The sequence below is a fragment of the Methanocalculus chunghsingensis genome (assembly GCF_018132105.1).
GTDB lineage: Archaea > Halobacteriota > Methanomicrobia > Methanomicrobiales > Methanocorpusculaceae > Methanocalculus > Methanocalculus chunghsingensis.
The window spans coordinates 169,167-188,942 of record NZ_JWHL01000001.1 but is presented as its reverse complement, the minus strand read 5'-3'; the positions used below and the strand labels follow the sequence as shown (position 1 = coordinate 188,942).

General features: G+C 42.6%; 21 protein-coding genes. 15 read left to right on the top strand and 6 right to left on the bottom strand.

Annotation, left to right across the window (positions count from 1 at the left end; genetic code table 11):
* Positions 1-163 precede the first annotated feature (163 nt).
* The 13 genes from RJ53_RS01025 (at position 164) to RJ53_RS00965 (ending at position 13,810) form a co-directional block, all read left to right on the top strand.
* Entirely contained in the window at positions 164-1,990 is a 1,827-nt protein-coding gene (locus RJ53_RS01025) for an ABC transporter ATP-binding protein (RefSeq protein WP_211529743.1), read from the top strand.
* A gap of 377 nt (positions 1,991-2,367) precedes the next feature.
* Positions 2,368-2,949: an HAD family hydrolase gene (locus RJ53_RS01020; protein WP_211529742.1), complete on the top strand. Its 582-nt coding sequence runs from the start codon at positions 2,368-2,370 to the stop codon at positions 2,947-2,949.
* A complete protein-coding gene (locus RJ53_RS01015) occupies positions 2,949-4,823 on the top strand; it encodes a glycosyltransferase (RefSeq protein WP_211529741.1) in 1,875 nt (624 codons plus the stop codon). The genes RJ53_RS01020 and RJ53_RS01015 overlap by 1 nt, the downstream gene beginning before the upstream one ends.
* Entirely contained in the window at positions 4,820-5,869 is a 1,050-nt protein-coding gene (locus RJ53_RS01010) for an N-acetylneuraminate synthase family protein (RefSeq protein ID WP_211529740.1), read from the top strand. Before RJ53_RS01015 ends, RJ53_RS01010 begins: the two co-directional genes overlap by 4 nt.
* A 5-nt stretch (positions 5,870-5,874) precedes the next feature.
* Complete coding sequence (locus tag RJ53_RS01005) at positions 5,875-6,681, top strand: cytidylyltransferase domain-containing protein (RefSeq protein ID WP_211529739.1); 807 nt, start codon at positions 5,875-5,877, stop codon at positions 6,679-6,681.
* A 96-nt stretch (positions 6,682-6,777) separates the two neighbouring features.
* Positions 6,778-7,830 carry an N-acetylneuraminate synthase gene (gene neuB, locus RJ53_RS01000; protein ID WP_281412409.1) on the top strand — a complete coding sequence of 351 codons (1,053 nt, stop codon included), beginning with the start codon at positions 6,778-6,780 and terminating at the stop codon, positions 7,828-7,830.
* Complete coding sequence (gene neuC, locus RJ53_RS00995; RefSeq protein WP_211529738.1) at positions 7,827-8,960, top strand: UDP-N-acetylglucosamine 2-epimerase; 1,134 nt, start codon at positions 7,827-7,829, stop codon at positions 8,958-8,960. The genes neuB and neuC overlap by 4 nt, the downstream gene beginning before the upstream one ends.
* Before the next feature lie 31 nt (positions 8,961-8,991).
* The gene (locus RJ53_RS00990; protein ID WP_211529737.1) at positions 8,992-9,765 is read left to right on the top strand and encodes a formyltransferase family protein; all 774 of its coding nucleotides are present in this window, start codon (positions 8,992-8,994) and stop codon (positions 9,763-9,765) included.
* Between the two features lie 9 nt (positions 9,766-9,774).
* On the top strand, positions 9,775-10,902 hold the full coding sequence (locus RJ53_RS00985; RefSeq protein ID WP_211529736.1) for a DegT/DnrJ/EryC1/StrS family aminotransferase: 1,128 nt from the start codon (positions 9,775-9,777) through the stop codon (positions 10,900-10,902).
* Positions 10,903-11,925, top strand: a complete 1,023-nt coding sequence (locus RJ53_RS00980; RefSeq protein ID WP_211529735.1) for a UDP-N-acetylglucosamine 4,6-dehydratase family protein — start codon at positions 10,903-10,905, stop codon at positions 11,923-11,925.
* Positions 11,926-11,975: 50 nt separating this feature from the next.
* Entirely contained in the window at positions 11,976-12,449 is a 474-nt protein-coding gene (locus RJ53_RS11565) for an N-acetylneuraminate synthase family protein (protein ID WP_343221801.1), read from the top strand.
* Entirely contained in the window at positions 12,422-12,487 is a 66-nt protein-coding gene (locus tag RJ53_RS11885) for a hypothetical protein (protein ID WP_394357500.1), read from the top strand. The genes RJ53_RS11565 and RJ53_RS11885 overlap by 28 nt, the downstream gene beginning before the upstream one ends.
* Before the next feature lie 33 nt (positions 12,488-12,520).
* A complete protein-coding gene (locus RJ53_RS00965) occupies positions 12,521-13,810 on the top strand; it encodes a hypothetical protein (protein ID WP_211529732.1) in 1,290 nt (429 codons plus the stop codon).
* Positions 13,811-13,858: 48 nt separating this feature from the next.
* On the opposite strand, the gene RJ53_RS00960 is transcribed toward RJ53_RS00965, so the two are convergent.
* From RJ53_RS00960 to RJ53_RS00935, 6 genes are all read right to left on the bottom strand, one after another.
* A complete protein-coding gene (locus RJ53_RS00960; RefSeq protein ID WP_211529731.1) occupies positions 13,859-14,836 on the bottom strand; it encodes a glycosyltransferase family 4 protein in 978 nt (325 codons plus the stop codon).
* A gap of 4 nt (positions 14,837-14,840) precedes the next feature.
* Positions 14,841-15,944 carry a DNA topoisomerase IV subunit A gene (locus RJ53_RS00955; protein ID WP_211529730.1) on the bottom strand — a complete coding sequence of 368 codons (1,104 nt, stop codon included), beginning with the start codon at positions 15,942-15,944 and terminating at the stop codon, positions 14,841-14,843.
* An 84-nt stretch (positions 15,945-16,028) separates the two neighbouring features.
* Positions 16,029-16,358 (bottom strand): HepT-like ribonuclease domain-containing protein, encoded by a 330-nt coding sequence (locus tag RJ53_RS00950; RefSeq protein ID WP_211529729.1) that lies wholly within the window; start codon positions 16,356-16,358, stop codon positions 16,029-16,031.
* Entirely contained in the window at positions 16,348-16,770 is a 423-nt protein-coding gene (locus tag RJ53_RS00945) for a nucleotidyltransferase family protein (RefSeq protein WP_343221797.1), read from the bottom strand. The genes RJ53_RS00950 and RJ53_RS00945 overlap by 11 nt, the downstream gene beginning before the upstream one ends.
* A 278-nt stretch (positions 16,771-17,048) precedes the next feature.
* Entirely contained in the window at positions 17,049-17,240 is a 192-nt protein-coding gene (locus RJ53_RS00940; RefSeq protein WP_211529728.1) for a type II toxin-antitoxin system HicB family antitoxin, read from the bottom strand.
* Between the two features lie 129 nt (positions 17,241-17,369).
* On the bottom strand, positions 17,370-17,570 hold the full coding sequence (locus RJ53_RS00935; RefSeq protein WP_211529727.1) for a hypothetical protein: 201 nt from the start codon (positions 17,568-17,570) through the stop codon (positions 17,370-17,372).
* 340 nt (positions 17,571-17,910) lie between these two features.
* On the opposite strand from RJ53_RS00935, the gene RJ53_RS00930 reads away from it, so the two are divergent.
* On the top strand, positions 17,911-18,084 hold the full coding sequence (locus tag RJ53_RS00930) for a hypothetical protein (RefSeq protein WP_211529726.1): 174 nt from the start codon (positions 17,911-17,913) through the stop codon (positions 18,082-18,084).
* A gap of 663 nt (positions 18,085-18,747) precedes the next feature.
* Positions 18,748-19,329 carry an acylphosphatase gene (locus tag RJ53_RS00925; RefSeq protein WP_211529725.1) on the top strand — a complete coding sequence of 194 codons (582 nt, stop codon included), beginning with the start codon at positions 18,748-18,750 and terminating at the stop codon, positions 19,327-19,329.
* Positions 19,330-19,776 lie beyond the last annotated feature (447 nt).

Sequence of the window (19,776 nt, the reverse complement as noted above, 5' to 3'; positions counted from 1 at the left end):
GAACCAGCATTGAAGCTTCAATTTATTGAAGATTCATGTGGGATCCGGTAAAGGTTGAGCACCATGCCCGAATCCGGATGATTGATCAGACCCTCTCCTCCTTTCAATCGAATACTACATACGTCTGTCCGTCAAACACTGAGGAACTAATCGGGGATCATTCGTGTCGGTCATCAGGAACGCTAGTCGTATTCTCTACTATCTCTTCGGCCCCTTCAAGAAGATGCTCGCACTCTATCTTCTGGCGGTCATCGCACTTGCCGGGCTTGAGGTCTTCCGGGTGTCACTTGTGTACCCGATCATCAATTACGGGCTGGATGTCGAGAACCAGCACCGGCTCCTTGATACGTTCTTTGACCTGATCCTGCCGGGAACGATGCATCCGTTCCTCGCCTCGGCACTGCTGCTCCTTCTGACAACCGGATTCATCGCCGGGTTTTACGGGATTGTTGCCTACTCAGGGGCGTATGTCTTTGCAGCGGTACGGGATTCGCTTGACAGGCGGATCTTTGCCCGCCTGATTGGCAATGATTACAGTTATTTTGCCGCAAAGAAGCAGGGCGATCTGCTGTATATCGGGCAGGGAGCGGTGACAGAGTCCGGCCAGGCGATCAACCAGTTCATGGAATGCGTTAAGAACTCCCTGATGGCACTGCTCTATTTCCTTTTTATCATCTATCTCTCCTTCTGGCTAGCTTTCGCACTGGTGATCCTCGGAATAATCTATGCATATCTTATCAGGCAGCAGCTCTTCACCCGTGTCTACCGGAACAGTTCAGCTTTGAATACTGCACTTATGCAGAAGTCCGTTGCCTACCAGGAGTTCATCTCCGGGATCAAGACGATCTTTATCACGGGTTCACATTCTTTCTGGGCTGAAAAATATGATGCTGCTGTTTCGAAGCTCAGGCAGGCATATACTTTTGTGAATGCTCTTAGTAAGCTTCCATCGATCATCAATGATTTCCTGATGTTCTCGGTCATTGCAATTGGTGCTCTTGTGCTCTACATCTCAACAGGCGGGGATTTCCTCTCCTATATAGGCCTTTTTGGGACATTCATGCTAGCCCTCTACCGGCTGGTACCAGCAGTAAGCCAGGCACAGAGCAATCTCTCGTATATGGTTCAGTACCTCCCTGCCCTTGAGCTTGTGCATGCAGAACTCATCCAGGAAGAGAGTGAGCGAGAGAAGAAGAGGATTCAGGGCGGTGGTCTTCCTCTCTCTTTTGATCGATCAATTGCATTTGAAGGGGTAAGCTTCCGGTACCCGGATGCGGCCGGGAATACGATCAGTGATCTCTCGTTTGCAATTGAAAAGAATACCTCAGTTGCAATCGTCGGGGACTCAGGATCCGGCAAGACGACGATCGCCAATCTCCTCGCTCTCCTCTACTCTCCAGATTCCGGGAGGATTGCAATAGATGGGGTGGATATCAATGAATTCGACACCACAAGCTATCTCCGATCCCTTGGATACATCGGCCAGGAGACCTTCATCTACAATGATTCTATCAGGGAGAATATCCGGTTCGGTCTCGACTGCACTGATGATGAGATCATCGCAGCCGCTCGCCGAGCCGATGCCCATGACTTCATCATGCGAACCGATTATGGCTATGACACTATCATCGGCGACCAGGGGATGAAGCTCTCCGGCGGCCAGCGGCAGCGGGTGGCGATTGCCCGGATTATCCTGCGGAATCCGGAGATCCTGCTGCTGGATGAGGCGACGAGTTCGCTTGATAATATCTCTGAGAAGCGGATCATCGATTCTGTCAAGCGGCTTTCTGCGAATATGACTGTGATCACGATTGCCCACCGGTTATCGACGATCCAGGATGCCCATGTGATTCATGTCCTGAAGGCAGGGAAGATTGTGGAGAGCGGGAGCCATGAGGAGTTGCTTGAAGCGAGGGGGGAGTATTATCGGTTGTATCTGGGTCAGGGGGAGAAGGGGAGTGCGGAAGAACCTCAGATTGATGAGGAGTGATCGGAGAGGCTCTTTGTGTGAAGTTTTCTGGGGATACAGAATCTTATCAAAGCACTTATGATCACTCTTTGCACATAGTATGTGAGTGAAACTGTCAGCGTATGATTCTGCATTATTTTGATGCTTGTGAGTGATGTGTTTGTTCGCTATTCATAGGGATCCGGAGTTGTATTGTCTCATGAAAACCCTCACACTCGCAGGTGGATTTGGTACACGCCTCGCTGAAGAAACGCACACAATTCCAAAGCCGATGCTTGATCTGTTGGTTATTTTTTTTCTCCTCGAAAAAGAGATATCGGACTTAACTAAATGAAAAATCTTTAGATGTAACAGAGATAAATAATAAAAATGATGACAATTTAGGAGAGAATATTTCGATGAAAATAATCACATGCGATATAGATGGGGTGTTAAATGATTATCCATTGTGTTGGATTAAATATGTTAATAATGAATTATCTGCAGACTTTCTGACCAAAGAGGAAATCAAGAGTACAATTGGTCATAGTGACTATGATAATATTAAAGATAAATACCGATGGAGTGAATTCAAGGCAAATTTAAAATGTAATAGGAATATGGTCAATGTACTACAATTATTGAAAAAGCAAGGTTACTTAATAATGATAGTCACATCTCGTCCTATAGGTAATAAAATGAAATATCCCTTATTAGAAGATTTGACATTGAATTGGTTGAAAAAAAATAGAATTCCGTGTGATAAGCTATATTATAAATTTGATGATGCGTTATTTAACGAATTAGAGGAAAATGAAATTGTTTTGCATATTGATGACGAAATTGATCAAGGATACGCTTTTTCAAATAAACAGATCCCAACATTAGTAATTGGTCCGGATAAAAAAGCACAATTATCTAACAATCTATTTATTGTCTCTATATCTGACTGTATATATACTTATATTAAGTCTTTGTTAAATGACAAAGGTGTGAAATAATGAGTAAATCTTTTAGTATATGTATTCCTGTCACAAATAGAGGAAAGACAATATTTAATACTTTGGAGTCTGTAGCAAAACAGACCTTTAAAGATTTTGAATTAATTATTGTTGATAATTGTAGTGATGATGAATCAGTATCTGAGATTAATCGATTTTTTGAGTCTAATATATATCATAGTTCAAATTTTGAATATACTTTTATTCGCCTACCAAATCGTCTTGATGGAGTTGCTGATTGGAATGAACCACTAAAATATGCAAGTGGTAAGTATATTGCAATGTTGGAAGGTGATGATCAATTTAATGAGAATCATTTAATGAGGGCAAATTTAATTGTTACCACTATTAAAAATATTGGTGTATATGCCACAGGGAATCAGAATCGGAAGCGACCAATATCAGGAATTCTATCGGCAAAAAAACATTTTGATCATATTTATTCATTGAAGAATGTTCCGCCGCCATCAGAAACAATTTTTATTAGTAAAGATAAAAATGGTCAAAAAATTTTTTATAATTCTGAAAATTATTTTTATGCTCCGGAAATAGAGCTGTACCTTAGAATTGCAGATATGAGTTATGATTGTTATTATGATAATGGAAAGTGTGTAATTCGAAAAAAATCCTTAAAAAATAAAACAAAGTGGATGTATTTTGCTGATCATTATTTTATCATAGAAAAATATAAGCGAAAGGTATTATTAAATACATATCTTCACTCATATCTCTCTCTCTCACAAAAAGCAGTCCAACGATATTTAATTGCTAAATTATCGCTCATGATGTCAACAAGAGCAACAGGAATACAAATTATGAAGGAGGAGTTGTTTCCTCCAAATTCAAATAATAAAGAATCTGAATCTCTCCTACAGTTCAGAAAGGATATTATTCAAGAAATTGGGTATATACTATTCTACTTGTTGTGTTTATGTGTCTCAATTTTTTATGGTGTAAAAATGGTAAAAAGTCATATTTTAAGACCAACTGTGGATTTATTTAAAAGATTTGCACTCATTATTTTGTTGATAGCAAATAATAAAAAGGAGCCAAATTTTTCATATTCCTTCTTATTTCGCTATCTTATGTACGGAGGTATTTATCCTGAATTTCAGTTCATAGATTTTAAACCACAAATTAACGTTTATTATTGTGATGATCTAAAATGTGCAAAAGTTAATAATGATTCTATTGCGTATCCAATAGATTGGAAGGATATAAAAATAAAACAAAATTTAAGTAATATTATGAATGAACAGCGAAGTGATTCGCCGCATTGTTATTTATCAATCTCTGATGTGGGAGAGAATTGGATTATATATGACTTGGGTGCAGCAGAGGGTTTTCAATCAAAAATGTGGATTAAAAAAGCGAAGCATATAGTCATATTTGAACCATCCACATCAAATTTTAAGGCTTTAAAATATACATTTCGATCTGAGATACTAGATGGAAAAATTACACTGATCAATGAAGGAGTATCCTTAAAAGAAGAACATGTCACAATCGGTTCAAGTGAAATCTTTCATCTTGACTCTTTAGATAATCTGATTGAAAAATATGATTTACCATATCCTACGTATATAAAGGCTGATATTGAGGGGCAGGAGTTAAACTTTCTTAGGGGAGCAAATAATACTCTTGATAGTAATATGATTAGATATTTGGATATTTGTACATATCATAGACCCGATGATGAGCATAAGATTGATGATTTGATGAGGAAGTATAATACAAAAAAGACAATAAGTAATGGATTTATGCTATTTAATCGGAATGGATATGGTAAGGGTTCACTGAACCATATCTATCATCCTGTTATTCGTAAGGTTCTGGCAAGATATCACTTCAATAAAAAAATGGAGAATAAATGATCCCCTACATCATCGGAGAAACTGCATACAACCATGAAGGTGATTTTGACTATCTTCTGAAGATGATAGAAGAGATCGGTGAGATTGGCGTCCAAGCAATCAAATATCATCTTCTTTTTGATATGTCATCATATATGGTCGAGAACCATCCCCTTTCAAAAACAATTGAAAACTGGATGTTTTCAAAAGAACAATGGATAGAGGCTTTCCGAATAGCTCAAGCGAGAGGTCTGGATATTGTTGCTCTTTGCGATGACCAGGAGAGTCTTGAGTTCATTAATACAACATTTCCAGATCTTTTCGCTGTCGAATTGCATGCTGTAAGTTTAAATGACTATCACATGCTGAAAGAAGCAGCACAGTTCCCAGGTAAGGTTATTCTTGGTATTGGAGGGTCAACTCTGGATGAAATTCATTATGCTATAGAATTACTAAAAAATGAAGGGAAAGATGATATTCTTCTCATGTATGGCTTTCAGAATTATCCTACAAACTATGCAGAGATTAATCTGAAAAAGATGCTCAAAATACAGGAATTCTTTGATCTGCCGGTTGGATATGCCGATCACACTGCTTATGACGATCCAAATAATGTCTTCATCAGTTGTATGGGTGCCATGATGGGTATTCCAATCCTTGAAAAACATTATACTCCGGATTATGGGATTGAAAGAATTGATTATCATGCCGCTGTTGGATGGGATCAGATGAAGAAGATCAAAGAGTTGATGGCACTCTCGCTACAGGTTGTTGGAGATGGATCCCCTGAAATGAGTGCTGCTGAGAAAAAGTATGGAAACACTGGTCCAATGAAAAAAGCTATCGTAGCGGCACACGATATTCAAAAAGGAAAGATTATTGCTCCAGAAGATATTGCCTTCAAAAGAACAGAAACGGAAAGTCCGATTAAGCAGATGGATTTTTCAAAGTTCATTGGTCTGAAGACACTTCATCCTCTGAAAAAAGATGATAGTATTACATTCAGTGATGTTGAATATATATTTGAAACAAGTAGTGCAGAGGATTTTACAAATATTAAAAGGTAATTTGAATGAAAATTGGCTTTTTAATAACTGCCCGGCTTAAGTCATCCCGACTTCCACTCAAAGTGATTATGGATCTGAATGGTAAGACTGTGATCGAACGTCTCATCGATAGAATCAAAGAGATTCAGGGAATTTCGGAAATTGTGCTCTGTACCTCAACTCATCCACAGGATAAAATTCTGGTGGATATCGCAAAAAAAAATGATATCTACTATTTCTGCGGAGATGAAGTTGATGTCCTCAAGCGTCTTTATGATGCAGGCCGTTTTTTTGGGATTGATTATTTTCTTGGAATAACAGCCGATAATCCTTTGATCTCAATATATTATTCCAACCTGATTATTGATGAGGTTGAAAAAGGCCATTATGATTTCGTACAGGTTGACGGACTCCCGCTTGGGAGTGCAACATATGGGATGAAGATTCAGGCACTGGAAACAATCTGTGAGATTAAGCAGGTAGTGGATACAGAAATTTGGGGATATCTGATCAGGCGTCCGGAGGTTTTTTCCATAAAAACAATTAGTGCAAAGGGAAAACTGTGCCGTCCGGAATTACGGTTTACCCTTGACTACCTGGAAGATTATGAGGTGATGAGAGCTATTCATACAAATGTACCCTTTACCAATGTGTTAAACCTTGCAGACGTCATTGATTATCTTGATATGCACCCGGGCATTGTAGATATAAATAAAAACTGCATTCAACTGGATATAAAAGAAGATGTGAAAAAAAGCATTGATGAATATTATAGTAATAATCTCCAAAAGATCTTGGATATTAAGGAAAGAGTGTATAGATCATACATCTGAATGAATTGATGTTCTTTATATGATTTATATTCAAGTTAGAAGAATAAATCAGAAGAACAAAACAATGTCGAGTGCAGAATTAAAATGCTGGATAGAATGATGTACCCAATCCACATCGCTGACAAAACCATAAGTAAAGAACACCCTTGCTTCATCATCGCCGAAGCCGGCGTTAACCACAACGGCGACATTAAACTGGCAAAACAGCTCATCGATGCCGCGGTGGATGCCGGGGCAGACGCTGTCAAGTTCCAGACATTCAGGGCAGATGCTGTTGTTACCTCCGCCGCTGAGAAAGCGTCATACCAGAAGGAAACAACAGGCTCTGAAGAATCCCAATATCAGATGATCAAACAGCTCGAACTCACTTATCAGGAGTTCCAGGAGCTAAATGACTATGCCGGAAGTAAGGGCATCATCTTCCTCTCCACCCCTTTTGACGAAGAGAGTGTTGACTTCCTCGATCAGCTCGGAGTTCCAGCATTTAAAATACCATCAGGCGAGATCACAAATGTCCTCCTCCTGAAGAAGATTGCAGATAAAGGAAAGCCTATCATCCTTTCCACAGGAATGGCAACTCTCGGTGAGGTGGAGGAGGCAGTCTCCTATCTTCGCCAGCATGGGGCGCAGGAGATTGTTCTCCTCCATTGCACAACCAGCTATCCCGCCCCCTTCCATTCAGTGAACCTGCGGGCAATGGAGACAATGAGTTGTGCATTCAAGGTGCCTGTAGGTTATTCAGATCACACGGAAGGAATCACCATTCCGATTGCAGCCGTTACCATGGGGGCGCAGGTGATTGAAAAACATTTCACGCTTGACCGATCACTTCCGGGGCCAGATCATAGGGCATCTCTTGAGCCGGATGAATTGAAGGCAATGGTTCAGGCGATTCGGAATTCGGAGCGGGCGTTTGGGGATGGTGTGAAATGTCCATGTGAGGAGGAGAAAGCAATAAAGAAGGTTGCCCGCCGTAGTATTGTGGCGAAAATCGACATCCCTGGTGGAGCATTGATCCAATCAGAAGATCTGGCAATAAAACGACCTGGAACCGGAATAGAGCCGAAATATATGGATCTATTGATAGGAAAAAAAACAAGGGAAACTATTTACAAAGATCAGGTTATTTCCTGGGATATGATGCAATGACCAGGAAAATTCTCTATATCACCGGAACACGAGCTGATTATGGCCTGATGCGATCAGTACTCAGGAGAATACATGAACATCCGGATCTATCTCTTGACATAGTGGTTACAGGAATGCACCTGATGGATGAATTTGGTCACACAATCGACGAGATACAGAATGATGGGTATTCTTACCATACTGTCGATGTCCGGTATGAGGATGATACACAAGCTGCGATGGCCATATTTATTGGAAGGTTCATTGAAAAACTTACGTCCATTGTTTCTGCTATAAAACCGGACGTTATTCTCCTTCTAGGTGATCGGGGGGAGATGCTTGCTGGAGCGATTGTTGGTGTTTATCTGAGTATTCCTGTCGCACATATTCATGGGGGAGAGATCTCTTCTACGGTGGATGACACTGCCAGACATGCAATCACAAAACTTGCATCAATACATTTTCCTGCAACAGAAGAGAGTAAACAGCGTATTCTTAATATGGGGGAAAATCCTTCACGAATTTATGTTGTTGGTGCCCCAGGACTGGATCAGATTCTTGAGGAGCGATTGCTGTCTAAAGATGAACTTGCAGAGAAATATCACCTTGATTTTTCTAAACCCGTCGTTATGGTTATCCAACACCCTGTAACACTAGAGGTTGAGGAGGCCGGAATCCAGATTCGTGAGACATTGGAGGCTGTAGTATCATTAGAATGCCATACTATTGTCATTTATCCAAATGCTGACGCGGGTGGACGGGCAATGATTAATGTCATACAGGAGTATTCACAATACTCATTTATCCAAATATTTCAAAGCATTTGCCATAGAGACTATCTCAGCCTTTTAAAGGAGATAAAAATTCTTGTTGGTAATTCTAGTAGTGGAATAATCGAGGCCGCCTCATTTGGCCTCCCGGTAATAAATATTGGTACCAGACAACAAGGACGACAAAGAGGGATCAATGTAACTGACGCCATTTATGATAGAAATCAGATAAAAACTAAAATTCAATCAATTTTAGGAGATGAAAAGTTACTAATTGCAATAAAAAAACAGTTAAATCCTTATGGTGATGGACATTGTGGTGAAAGAATCGTCCAGTTACTACATTCTATTACGATCAACAATGAGCTCCTTGAAAAGTAAATGGTGAATACAAAGAGAATTTGGGAAAAACATGTCAGTCAGGATTGGTTATGCAGGTAATCGGGATATTGCCATAGAATTATTAAAATTCATTATTGATGATGGAATTACTCCATTGACCCTAATCTTACCCGATGATAATAATAATCCACACTCTGAAGAATTATTAAAATTAGTAAAAAATACTCCTGATGATTTAATATTCAACAGATTACAGCTAAATGATATGGATATGGTCAATAGAATTGCTGAACTAAACTTAGATTATGTAATATGTATACACTTTCCCTATATTATACCTGAATCTATCTTAAATTCTGTCAATATTGGTGTTTTGAATCTTCATCCCGCATATTTGCCATATAACCGTGGTTGGCATACACCCACATGGGCAATACTCGATAATACTCCTTATGGAGCAACATTACATTTTATGGAGTCTTCTCTCGATACCGGAGATATAATTCATCAAAAGGAGCTGGAAATAAATATCGATGATACAGCTCATTCTTTGTATCAAAGAGTATTATCACTCGAAATTGAAGTTTTTAAAGAAGCGTGGCAGATGATTAAAACAAAAAATATACCTAGAATTTCGCAAAAAAAATTGAGAGGTACAACCCATACCAAATCTGACATTCATAGTATACAAAAAATTGATGTGAATGAACCAATTAAACCAAAAGCCCTGATAAATGTGTTACGAGCTCTTACAACAAACAACATTCACGAAGCGGCATATTTTGAAGATAATGGGAATAGATATCGTGTCCAAATCTCAATAATAAAAGATAATATGGAGTGATTTTTCAAAATGACCTGGAACATACCTCTCTTCAAAATGTACTACGATGAAGACGATATCGAATCAGTCTCCGCCGCTCTCCGCTCAGGCATGAACTGGGCCGTTGGCTCTGAAGTCACATCATTTGAAAACGAGCTGGCAGAATACATCGAGACCTCATATTGCCTCACCTTCAACTCCGGCACATCAGCATTGCACACAGCCCTGCTGGCGCATGGGATTGGCGAAGGGGATGAAGTGATCGTTCCGTCATTCACCTTTATTGCTACGGCAAATGCCCCACTCTTTGTCGGTGCCCGCCCGGTCTTTGCTGATGTTGAGAAGACGACACTCGGCCTTGACCCGGATAGTGTTCTTGCACAGATCACTCCACGAACCCGTGTCATCATGCCCGTTCATTATGGAGGGTGCCCCTGCATGATTCGGGAGCTTCGGGAGATTGCTGATGATCATAATCTCATCTTAATCGAAGATGCTGCAGAGGCGTTAGGTGCCTCTATCGAAGGTGAAATGGTTGGATCATATGGCGACTCATCCATGCTCAGTTTCTGCCAGAATAAAGTGATTACGACTGGGGAGGGAGGGGCTCTTGTCACAGATGATCGTGATCTCTATGAGAGGTCAAAACTGATCCGCTCACACGGCAGGCTGGAAACCGCAGATTATTTCTCTTCATGTGTGAGTATGGATTATATTACGCTTGGATATAATTTCAGGCTCTCCAATATTGCTGCTGCCCTGGGCCGGGCACAGCTTCGGAAAGTGGAGGGGATCATTGCCATGCGAAAGGCTATTGCAGGATTGTATACAACACTGCTTCAGGAAAAAGTGCCTGAGATCTCGGTCATGAGTCCTCCGGGTGGTTATATGCATGTGAATCAGTTATTTTCAGTACGTGTACCACAGAGGGACGTCCTCATGAAATATCTGGCAGAACAGGGGATTATGAGCAAGATCTATTTCGATCCAGTGCATCTGACACACCTTTACCGTTCTCTGCCCGGATATGAAGTCTCACTTCCTGTTACTGAGATGGTGGCTGGAGATATTCTGAGCCTGCCGATCTACCCGGGGATGCCGGAAGAAGAAATAATCCGGGTGGTTGATACAATAGCAGAATACTATGCGGTGGAATAGATGGATGTAGCAGATTTTTATAAGGGAAAGACGGTCCTTGTAACAGGTGGTGTTGGGTCGATTGGTAGTTATCTGGTTTGGGAACTCCTCAAGTACGAGCCCAAGAGTGTCCGGGTTCTCGATAATAACGAGACCGGCCTTTTCGATCTTGAACAGGCTCTTCAATCAGATCGAATTCGCCTGCTTGTTGGGGATATACGCGATAAAGAGCGGCTTACTGTAGCAATGGAAGGTGTTGATATCGTCTTCCATGCAGCAGCTCTCAAGCATGTTCCTCTCTGTGAGTTCAATCCATATGATACGGTGAAGACCAATGTCATCGGAACCCAGAATGTGCTTGACGCTGCGTATGATCAGGGTGTTAAAAAAGTCATCACCATCAGCACTGATAAAGCAGTAAACCCTTCAAATGTGATGGGGGCGACAAAACTTCTCGCCGAGCGGCTAACCATATCTGCAAATATGTACCGTGGGCATAAGCGATCGGCTTTCTCCTGTGTGCGTTTTGGGAATGTCCTCAATTCACGAGGATCTGTCATACCGCTCTTTACACAGCAGATTCAAAAAGGAGGACCGATAACCGTCACTCATCCGGAGATGAGACGATTCTTTATGGATATCCCCTCTGCCACAGGACTTATCCTCAAAGCAGGGATGCTGTCTACGGGTAATGAAATATTCATCCTGAAGATGCCTGCAGCCCGAATTATGGATCTTGCAGAGGTTATGCGGGATCTCCTTGCTCCACAGTATGGCTTTAAGCCGGAAGAGATTGCCATTGAGATCATTGGTATGAGGGTTGGTGAGAAGATCGATGAAGAACTCCTGATAACTGATGAAACTAGTTGTGTATATGAAAATGATGATATGATTGTCGTGGTCCCCAAACTGCAACCGTTTTCAACGGACTATGTTCCTCATGAACATGTGCCTGATGGGTTTCATCTCGTAACTATGGATTCGTATTCTTCGAAGGATGCGCAGTTGTTGACGAGAGAGGAGATCATTAATCTACTCAATTAGATTGGTATTGAGGCATGATCCACACCGCCCGCGATGCCGGATGCTAGGACATAACCCTCCTCAAATGCACAAGTACCTACCCCGCAACCCCGGAGAACAGCAACATCCTCATCATCCCTCACATGCGCGAGCTCTTCAGCTGCGAGGTCGGGCTCTCCGATCACACCCTCAGCATTGGCGCCGCAGTGGCGGCAGTCGCCCATGGCGCAACGGTGATCGAGAAGCATTTCACCCTCTCCCGCGCCGACGGCGGGGTGGACAGCGCCTTTTCGATGGAGCCCGCTGAGCTGAAAATGCTTGGGGAGGAGACGGAGCGTGCCTGGCAGTCGCTTGGCGGGGTGGTGTATGGGCCGACGGAGGCGGAGAAGAAATCCCTGATGTTCCGCCGGTCGCTGTATGTCGCTGAAGATATGAAGGCCGGGGATATCTTTACACAGGAAAACTGCGGTGCGTGCGGCCGGGGCTGGGGCTTGCGCCGAAGTATTATGAGGTTTTATTGGGGAAGAAGGTTAATAGGGATGTGAGGAAAGGTGAGTCGGTTGAGTGGAGGATGGTTGAATGATTTATAAATATTATTTTTTTAAAAATTGAAAACATGTTGAATATTAAAATAAGAGATGAGTATCTCAGAGATATAATACACGGAATTTTGATTAAAGATACATGGAAGAGTTTAACTTCATGCGATATTCTTTTGATTCGTCATGATAATAATTGTGGATATACATATAATGAAAAGGCTTATGCACACTTAACGGATTCTTTAGGAGATATATTTTTAAATCGTTCTTTAACCGTAAAAACGGTTACTAGACCACCATCTGTTTTAACAGGGGAGCGAGGATATAACCACCCATTTTCATTCAATCAATATTATATCTATTTGGCAATTTTTAAACAAGTAATACAATTTATTAAAGGTAAGGAATATTCTATTTGTTGGGAAAAACACCAACGTGTCGCCTTATGGCGTACAATTTTGGAAAAAGCAAATCCCAAGATTGTGATCGGTACGTTACCAGATAAATTTTTATGTCAAGCAGGAAATGGATTGGGTATTCCTGTATATGATCTCCAGCACGGAGTTATTTCAGATGATCATCCATGGTATGGAGCGAAATATCGGATAGACACCCCTATCGAAATTCTCCCAACTGGTTTTCTCTGCTGGGATGATCAAAGTGTTGCCACATTATCCAAGTGGGTTGTTGAGAAGGGAATTCGAGTTATAAAAATCGGGAATCCTTGGTTTTTACGTTTTATGAAAGCGAATCAGGATGATAGACTGGTGCAGGATGTAATTCCTGCCTCTGAATCTTGGGATGAAGCCAGACCCTCCATTCTTGTGTCATTACAATGGGGATTAATGGATTTTTATGAAGATGTTTCAAATGGAGTTATGATTGAATCCCTTGAAAGGGTTATTCTTGATACATACGATCAATATAATTGGGTTCTCAGATTACATCCTGTCCAATTGCGAGTTAAATATGAATTGGAACTGGTTACGTCATACCTAACCTCAACCTTCGGTGCTGAAATCACCAATAAATGGATGAATGATAGTTTTCTGCCATTGCCACTTGTGCTTCGGAACGTGGACTTGCATATTACCTATAATAGTATGATAGTCATTGAAGCAGCATGGGGAGGAATCCGTAGTGGAATTTTAAACCCACGAATAAAGGATGGAGATGGTTTCGAAAATTACTACGTACACGAACGCTCCCTAGGCATCGCTGAAGTCATCCCTCAAGATTCTGATTTGATCAAACAATGGATTATACATACCCTTGCAAAAGGTCGTGCTGAACCAACAATGGACACCACCGGCCAGGAGCTGGATGCCTTTATCAACGAAATAGTAGATTGGGGTAAGAAGTGAGACTACAAAATGGTTTCTTAAACACTATTTAAAATTTTTTGGTGACAATTATAGTTTAAAATTAATCTTTAATTTTCTAATATTATGATATCTCTCAACATAATCTCTTCCACTTCTTCCAAGTTCGAATCGTAGATCCGGATTAATTATCAACAACTCCATTTTTTCTGTTAAATTTTCAGCAGTGGCACGCACAATTGGTAGATCCGGAAAAAAAATATCATACTCGGTATTGATAGTACAGATCACAGGTTTTCCAAGTGCCATATTCTCTATGGAGACATTTCCATAAACTCCAATTTTCGGATTAATCTGATCAATTACGATGTCAGCAGACTTATAGAATGAGATTGCCTCATCTTGAGTCTTGTTTTCAACTAATATGAAATCGATATTGTATCCTTTTCCTTTGAGAAGGGCGACACTTTCAAGAATAATATCAGTTCCTTTTGTTACCCAGTTTGATGGTGCATGGACAATCTTCACTGTGTTATTGCGTTTGATCGTACCAATAAATTGGTATTTTTCTAAATCGATTATATTTGGAATCCAAATCGCTCTCTTAGGTGCATATTTTAGAAGATCGACAGTTGAAACAAATATCTTATCCGCAAAAAATGAAAAAAAATTCTTGTAGGATTTATTTCTGATATCATCTCCACGATAGTGAAGAATTATTTTCTTTTTCATCATTTTATAAATAATAAAATCAAAATATAATGGGAAATTTGAATTGAAATGGAAATGTAGTATATCATAGTCTTTTATAATTTTTATGAATTTATAAAAATTTTTGAGTCTACTTTCCATATCTGAAATTGAAATTACATATTTTTTCAATGGCTGAGTAATATTATATTTGCTTGTTAAGTCGATCTCTTTTATTGCTGAATATCCAAATGGGTGCGTAGAAAAGCGTACATGCTCTGTATCGAAAGCATCTGCAAAATTTTCTGGCATACCCGAGCAACAAAAACCAATTTCAAGAATTCGAGGCATATTGTCCTGATTTAGATGTTGCTTCATCCCTTCACACAACCCCCATCTCCCTCAACCTCTTCGGCAGATACTCCCCCGTCACAAAGTCCAGCCCCCTCGCCGCAAACGCCTGCTGCTCCGACTTCAGCCCCATCGAGAGCTGGAGATTGATCTGTTCCCGCCAGTAGTCGGTGGCAAACCGGGGGTCGGTCAGCTCCGCCTTCAGCGCCGCCACATCCTGCTCGCTCAGCGTATCAGCAGGGAGATCGTAATCCCGGATGTCCGAGGGCTGGACGCCCACAAACTGCGCCGCCGGGGTGGCCAAGAGCTCGGACATATGGGCACTCTTGATCGAGCCGTAGGCGACCGAGGCATAGATCCGGTAACTCCAGGGGTCGCCGTCGGTGAAGATGAGAATCGGGAGCTTCAGATCCTCGTTTAGCTTCTTCAACATTCGCCGGGTCGACCGGGCCGGCTGGCCTTTGAGATGGACGAGGATCGCACCGAACTCTTCATCAAAGCCGTTCTCCTGGAGACGGGCATACATACCGCCGGTCTCCATCGCAATGACGAACTTCGCGTCATGGTCGATCAGATCAACGTTTCCGACATTATTTGGGATGGAATACCCGGCCTCCCCCACATCATCCCGGCAGTGGATCTCGCGAACCCCACGGCGGGTCGTCTCCCGGAGTCTGAGAGGGCCAAAGATCGACGCCCCGTCCTCCTCAGGCCGAAGATGGAATGCCTCCCGTTCAACATGCGTGACGATCTCGAGATCCTCGACGAGATAGTTACTCTCATCCTGTGCAGCAAACTTCGCCTTCTTCCAGGACTCAGAGATATAGTACATCTCCCTCAGCGTCGATGACCGGTTCTGGAGGAGCTGTTCTTTAAGAAAACCGATGGTATAGGCCATCTTCAACAGGTGTGTCGCACTCCGGGCGGTCGATGCGGCACGGGTGCTCTCCTTCTCCCCGTACTTCCAGACCTCGGTCGCATCATCATAGGTGATGTTCTGCTTCGTCCGGGTCGGCAGACTGATCGAGGGGATCTCGCCATCTGCGATCTGGTCATACCACTGCCGGGCAATGCCGACGAGGCGGTCGATTGTGTGGGTGTTCTTCTTTTGATCGCTCTCTGATAGTTTTTTCAATGCTGTTGCCTCTGTTAAATCTTAATCTGCTGGCAATTATCTCTTAATTGATTTGTTAGATAGAGTTATACCACTTTTATAAAATCATAATGTCTTTTTGAGTAATCCGACCAGAAGCGGGAGATCTTTTTTTACAGTGTCCCAGACAATATCAATATTGATGTCAAAATATCCGTGAATAAGTCTGTTTCTCATACCAATCATCTGACTCCATGGGATCTCGGGATGATCTAATTTATATGTTTTTGAAACGAGATTAGCTGCCTCACCAATTATCTCAAGAAGTCTGATAAGTGCAAGCGAATAGACATCATCTCCATGGAGGTCTTTTTTACAAATCTGTTGGGAGATTTCAATCGCTTTTTCAGCCGCATCAATTGCATGGCGAATGTACACTGTATCATTATGTTGCATAACAGACTTCACACGAACTTATGACATCATCTCGGAAATATCTACTCAAATCTTCCGGTGTTCTGATATCGATCTTCCTTCCTCCAAAGAGTTCAGACAGTTCTTCTTCCATTGAGAAAATTGTGAAGAATCCGGGTGTTTTCCCTTTCTCAAACTCGATGAGGATATCGATATCGCTTCCCCTTGAAAAATCTTCCCTGAGGACCGATCCAAAAAGGGCCAGGCTTCGGATATGATACTTTCTGCAGAAGGTTGCAATCTCCTTATAGGGGATGGGTATCCTGGAGTTATTTGTCATAGGGAAGTCCTCATAGTATCTGTATTCAACTGGGAGATAAAAACTCTGTTGGGGAGTAGTCTTCGATTGGATACCTGGATTTGATACGACCCACTCTGACTCCGCGGGGGGCACCGCCACCCCCGCTTCGTCCTCGGGGTGGGCGACCTGTCGGTCACCAAGCGGGTGCTGTTCGCACCCGCCATTGGGATTAGGGCGCTATCGCGCCCACATCTTGTTACTGATATCTCTACCTCTTCCTCTCCCTCCCCATCAAACACTGTTTCTCATCCACTGTTGCGTGTGAAAAGAGACCCGATCAAATCTCATCTTAAAAAAGGACATCATAGGGAAGAAAGTCTCTATCAAGGCAGCTCTATTCGTGCAGGAATACAGGTATGATCCCGAATCACTCATGTTGTGAAATCTTGTATGGGTTCTGCTGACCTGATGCAATCATCTTCAAGAATCAGGTGAAATACCTCATTGAGACGCCCACGTGCCTCCTCATAGGTGTCACCCTGCGCATAGCATCCCTGGACTGCGGGTATATGGGCATAATAGCCATTGTCATCCTTTTCAATGATAACACCAAAACTGGTCATGATAGTTGATCTCTCCTTTCTGTAGAGTAATAAGCTTTTGTCTGGATGAAAAAACACTTTGTGGTTGCACCATGTCAGCAGAACGTATCCTCTGATATGCGCTCACCCGAAAAGATCCAGACAATTCCTTCACTGGTATTGTTTCTTGCACCGGTATACAACCTTTGCATCATCAAGAGTGTATATATCCGGCTCATCCTGGAGAAACTGGTGTAGGGAGTGGTTCGATAGCTTCATCATTCCTACCGCTTCATAGCGCAGAAGCAACTCATGGAGCATCTGTTTTATCTCTGAAAGCTCTTCTTTGATGAACTGGATATCTGATTTCATCACAGTAACACTCAGCCATCTCCCATAGCCTGACAATAATGGTGATTTTTTCCACATAAAGGTCTTCATTGAACCTTAACCCACTCAGACGCCGCGGGGGGACGACCTGTCGGTCACCGAGCAGGGCGAATACCTTCACCGATAGAATATCAGCGCTGCCGGGCGTATGTTGGTTGATCAGGTATGTCAGCCTATGATATGAGGGTTGCCGGCACCCGAAATATGTGATGGACCGTGGTGACCCCATAGTGGAAAAGATATGGAAAACACTCGTGGAAGGCAAAACCCGGATATATAAAAATAGGAGATGATTAAATTTTATTGACGTTGATATATGATTATGTCTGAAGTTAAAAGCGAGATGAGCGATCTGCTTTTCATCCTTCAAAAGATCGAAAGTATCATCGATACCCGGCTCATTGGAGAAGTGGAGCCAGAGGATGATGAGATCCGCCTCATTGAGGAGTATCAGGATCGTAAGAGTAAAGGAACTCTGATACTCCATGAAATATAGAGTATTTCTGGATAAGCAGGCAATACGGGATCTTGAATGAATCAAGGAACCCGATCATACGCACATTCATACCCGACTTCAGCAATGAAAGGAAGGATTCATTCCTGATCTCAATATACGAAAACTGAAAGGGGTACAGAACACATACCGGCTAAGAGTTGGAACATGGCGTATCATTTTTGAACTATGTCCCGACTATCAGATCATTATTGTTGGCATCCGACCAGGAAAAACTGCGTATAAGGACTATTGATGCGACAACAGAGATCGGTATGAAAGAGATAACAGATGAAAGCGATGACAGAGCTCCCACCATAGAGCAGAGACAGAGGAGGGGTCATATCTGATAAGGCGCAAGAGAGGTGACATACGGCAGTTTGCCGGACGACTGGGGCAGACAGGGATCCTCGATATGCTTCAAATAGAGATCCGGGAGAACCGGGATTCTACGAAGGAGAGGCTCTCAAGGAGAGGTGATAATGGTCATGAGCCGTCTTCGGATTAACCGGTTGTGTGGATCATGTATGCCCGCTACTCGAGATGTTTCTTATCCTGGCAGCCTCAGGCCCGGATGACACTGAATCGCTGTATATGCCCATATCAGGCATCCCTCATCCCGCGCTGAAGAAACTATTTCATCTCCCATCTCCATAAGAAGGTATAATGAAGCGTATCCATGTCATCGTTGATGGCTATGTTCAAAAGGTCGGGTTCCGGGAGCATGTCCGGAAAGAGATATTCGGGACAGGGATTACCGGGCATGTACGGAATCTTGATACCGGGGAGGTTGAGATCATTGCCGAAGGAAGAGAAGATCTCCTCCAGAAGCTGATTCAAGGTATCAATATCGTCAGGTACCCAATTGAAGTCACCTCCTGTACCGTCACCTGGCAGGAGGCAACCGGCGAGTTTCCAAAGTTCACTATTATCCGGGGGGATATCCAGGATGAGCTATTTGAACGGATTGATTATGCCGGCACCATCATGCATGAGACTCTCGAAGTCTCAAAGTCAACCCGAGACCTGCAGTATCAGACTCTGGATAAACAGGATCAGATGTTGGATAAACAGGGTCAGATGCTCAACAAACAGGATCAGATGCTCGAGATCGGAAGAGATACCCGGGATGAGATCACATACCTCCGGAAAGACACCCGTTCATACCTTGATGACGAATTCAGGGAGATCAGAAAGGAACTCACCTCCATCAAGGATGCACTCACCCGCGCAGGAATACAGGTCTGATAACTTTCCATATCAATACCAGTACCAATATCTGAAACGTGCCATCCGGTTTTCATTGATAGCAGTATGCTCTTCTCAAAGGATACCACCACCCATCAGAGTCCAATCCCCTCAATCTTCCAGACGCTGCATCGAACAATCGCCCGTGCTGCATCCATCAAGCTGCTGTACGTCCTATCGGGACGATGGTGCTGATCCCAAACGGTATGGCGATCGCATCCAGGTGAGGTACCTGCCTGCAGTCCCCTCCCTTGCGATGCTCGCTGGTGATTTCATTACAGTTCTCCTTTTGCGAAGGTGAAGAGAGATCGGCTGAAAAGCCATCTTCACTTTCACCCCCCGCTCCCGACCATTATGAGGGGATCCGACAGATTACTCAATAATCAGTGTCTCGGCCCCTTCCTGCCACCAAGGGATACAAAGGGAGTCTTCCCGGGCATTGATGAC

Coding starts and splice junctions, on each gene's coding strand:
- RJ53_RS01010 (WP_211529740.1), top strand. CDS start 4,820: ATGATCCCCTACATCATCGGAGAAACTGCATACAACCATGAAGGTGAT.
- neuB (WP_281412409.1), top strand. CDS start 6,778: ATGATGTACCCAATCCACATCGCTGACAAAACCATAAGTAAAGAACAC.
- RJ53_RS00930 (WP_211529726.1), top strand. CDS start 17,911: ATGTCTGAAGTTAAAAGCGAGATGAGCGATCTGCTTTTCATCCTTCAA.
- RJ53_RS01015 (WP_211529741.1), top strand. CDS start 2,949: ATGAGTAAATCTTTTAGTATATGTATTCCTGTCACAAATAGAGGAAAG.
- RJ53_RS00980 (WP_211529735.1), top strand. CDS start 10,903: ATGGATGTAGCAGATTTTTATAAGGGAAAGACGGTCCTTGTAACAGGT.
- RJ53_RS00960 (WP_211529731.1), bottom strand. CDS start 14,836: ATGAAGCAACATCTAAATCAGGACAATATGCCTCGAATTCTTGAAATT.
- RJ53_RS00990 (WP_211529737.1), top strand. CDS start 8,992: ATGTCAGTCAGGATTGGTTATGCAGGTAATCGGGATATTGCCATAGAA.
- RJ53_RS00985 (WP_211529736.1), top strand. CDS start 9,775: ATGACCTGGAACATACCTCTCTTCAAAATGTACTACGATGAAGACGAT.
- RJ53_RS00925 (WP_211529725.1), top strand. CDS start 18,748: ATGAAGCGTATCCATGTCATCGTTGATGGCTATGTTCAAAAGGTCGGG.
- RJ53_RS00935 (WP_211529727.1), bottom strand. CDS start 17,570: ATGAAATCAGATATCCAGTTCATCAAAGAAGAGCTTTCAGAGATAAAA.
- RJ53_RS01005 (WP_211529739.1), top strand. CDS start 5,875: ATGAAAATTGGCTTTTTAATAACTGCCCGGCTTAAGTCATCCCGACTT.
- neuC (WP_211529738.1), top strand. CDS start 7,827: ATGACCAGGAAAATTCTCTATATCACCGGAACACGAGCTGATTATGGC.
- RJ53_RS00940 (WP_211529728.1), bottom strand. CDS start 17,240: ATGACCAGTTTTGGTGTTATCATTGAAAAGGATGACAATGGCTATTAT.
- RJ53_RS00950 (WP_211529729.1), bottom strand. CDS start 16,358: ATGCAACATAATGATACAGTGTACATTCGCCATGCAATTGATGCGGCT.
- RJ53_RS00965 (WP_211529732.1), top strand. CDS start 12,521: ATGTTGAATATTAAAATAAGAGATGAGTATCTCAGAGATATAATACAC.
- RJ53_RS01020 (WP_211529742.1), top strand. CDS start 2,368: ATGAAAATAATCACATGCGATATAGATGGGGTGTTAAATGATTATCCA.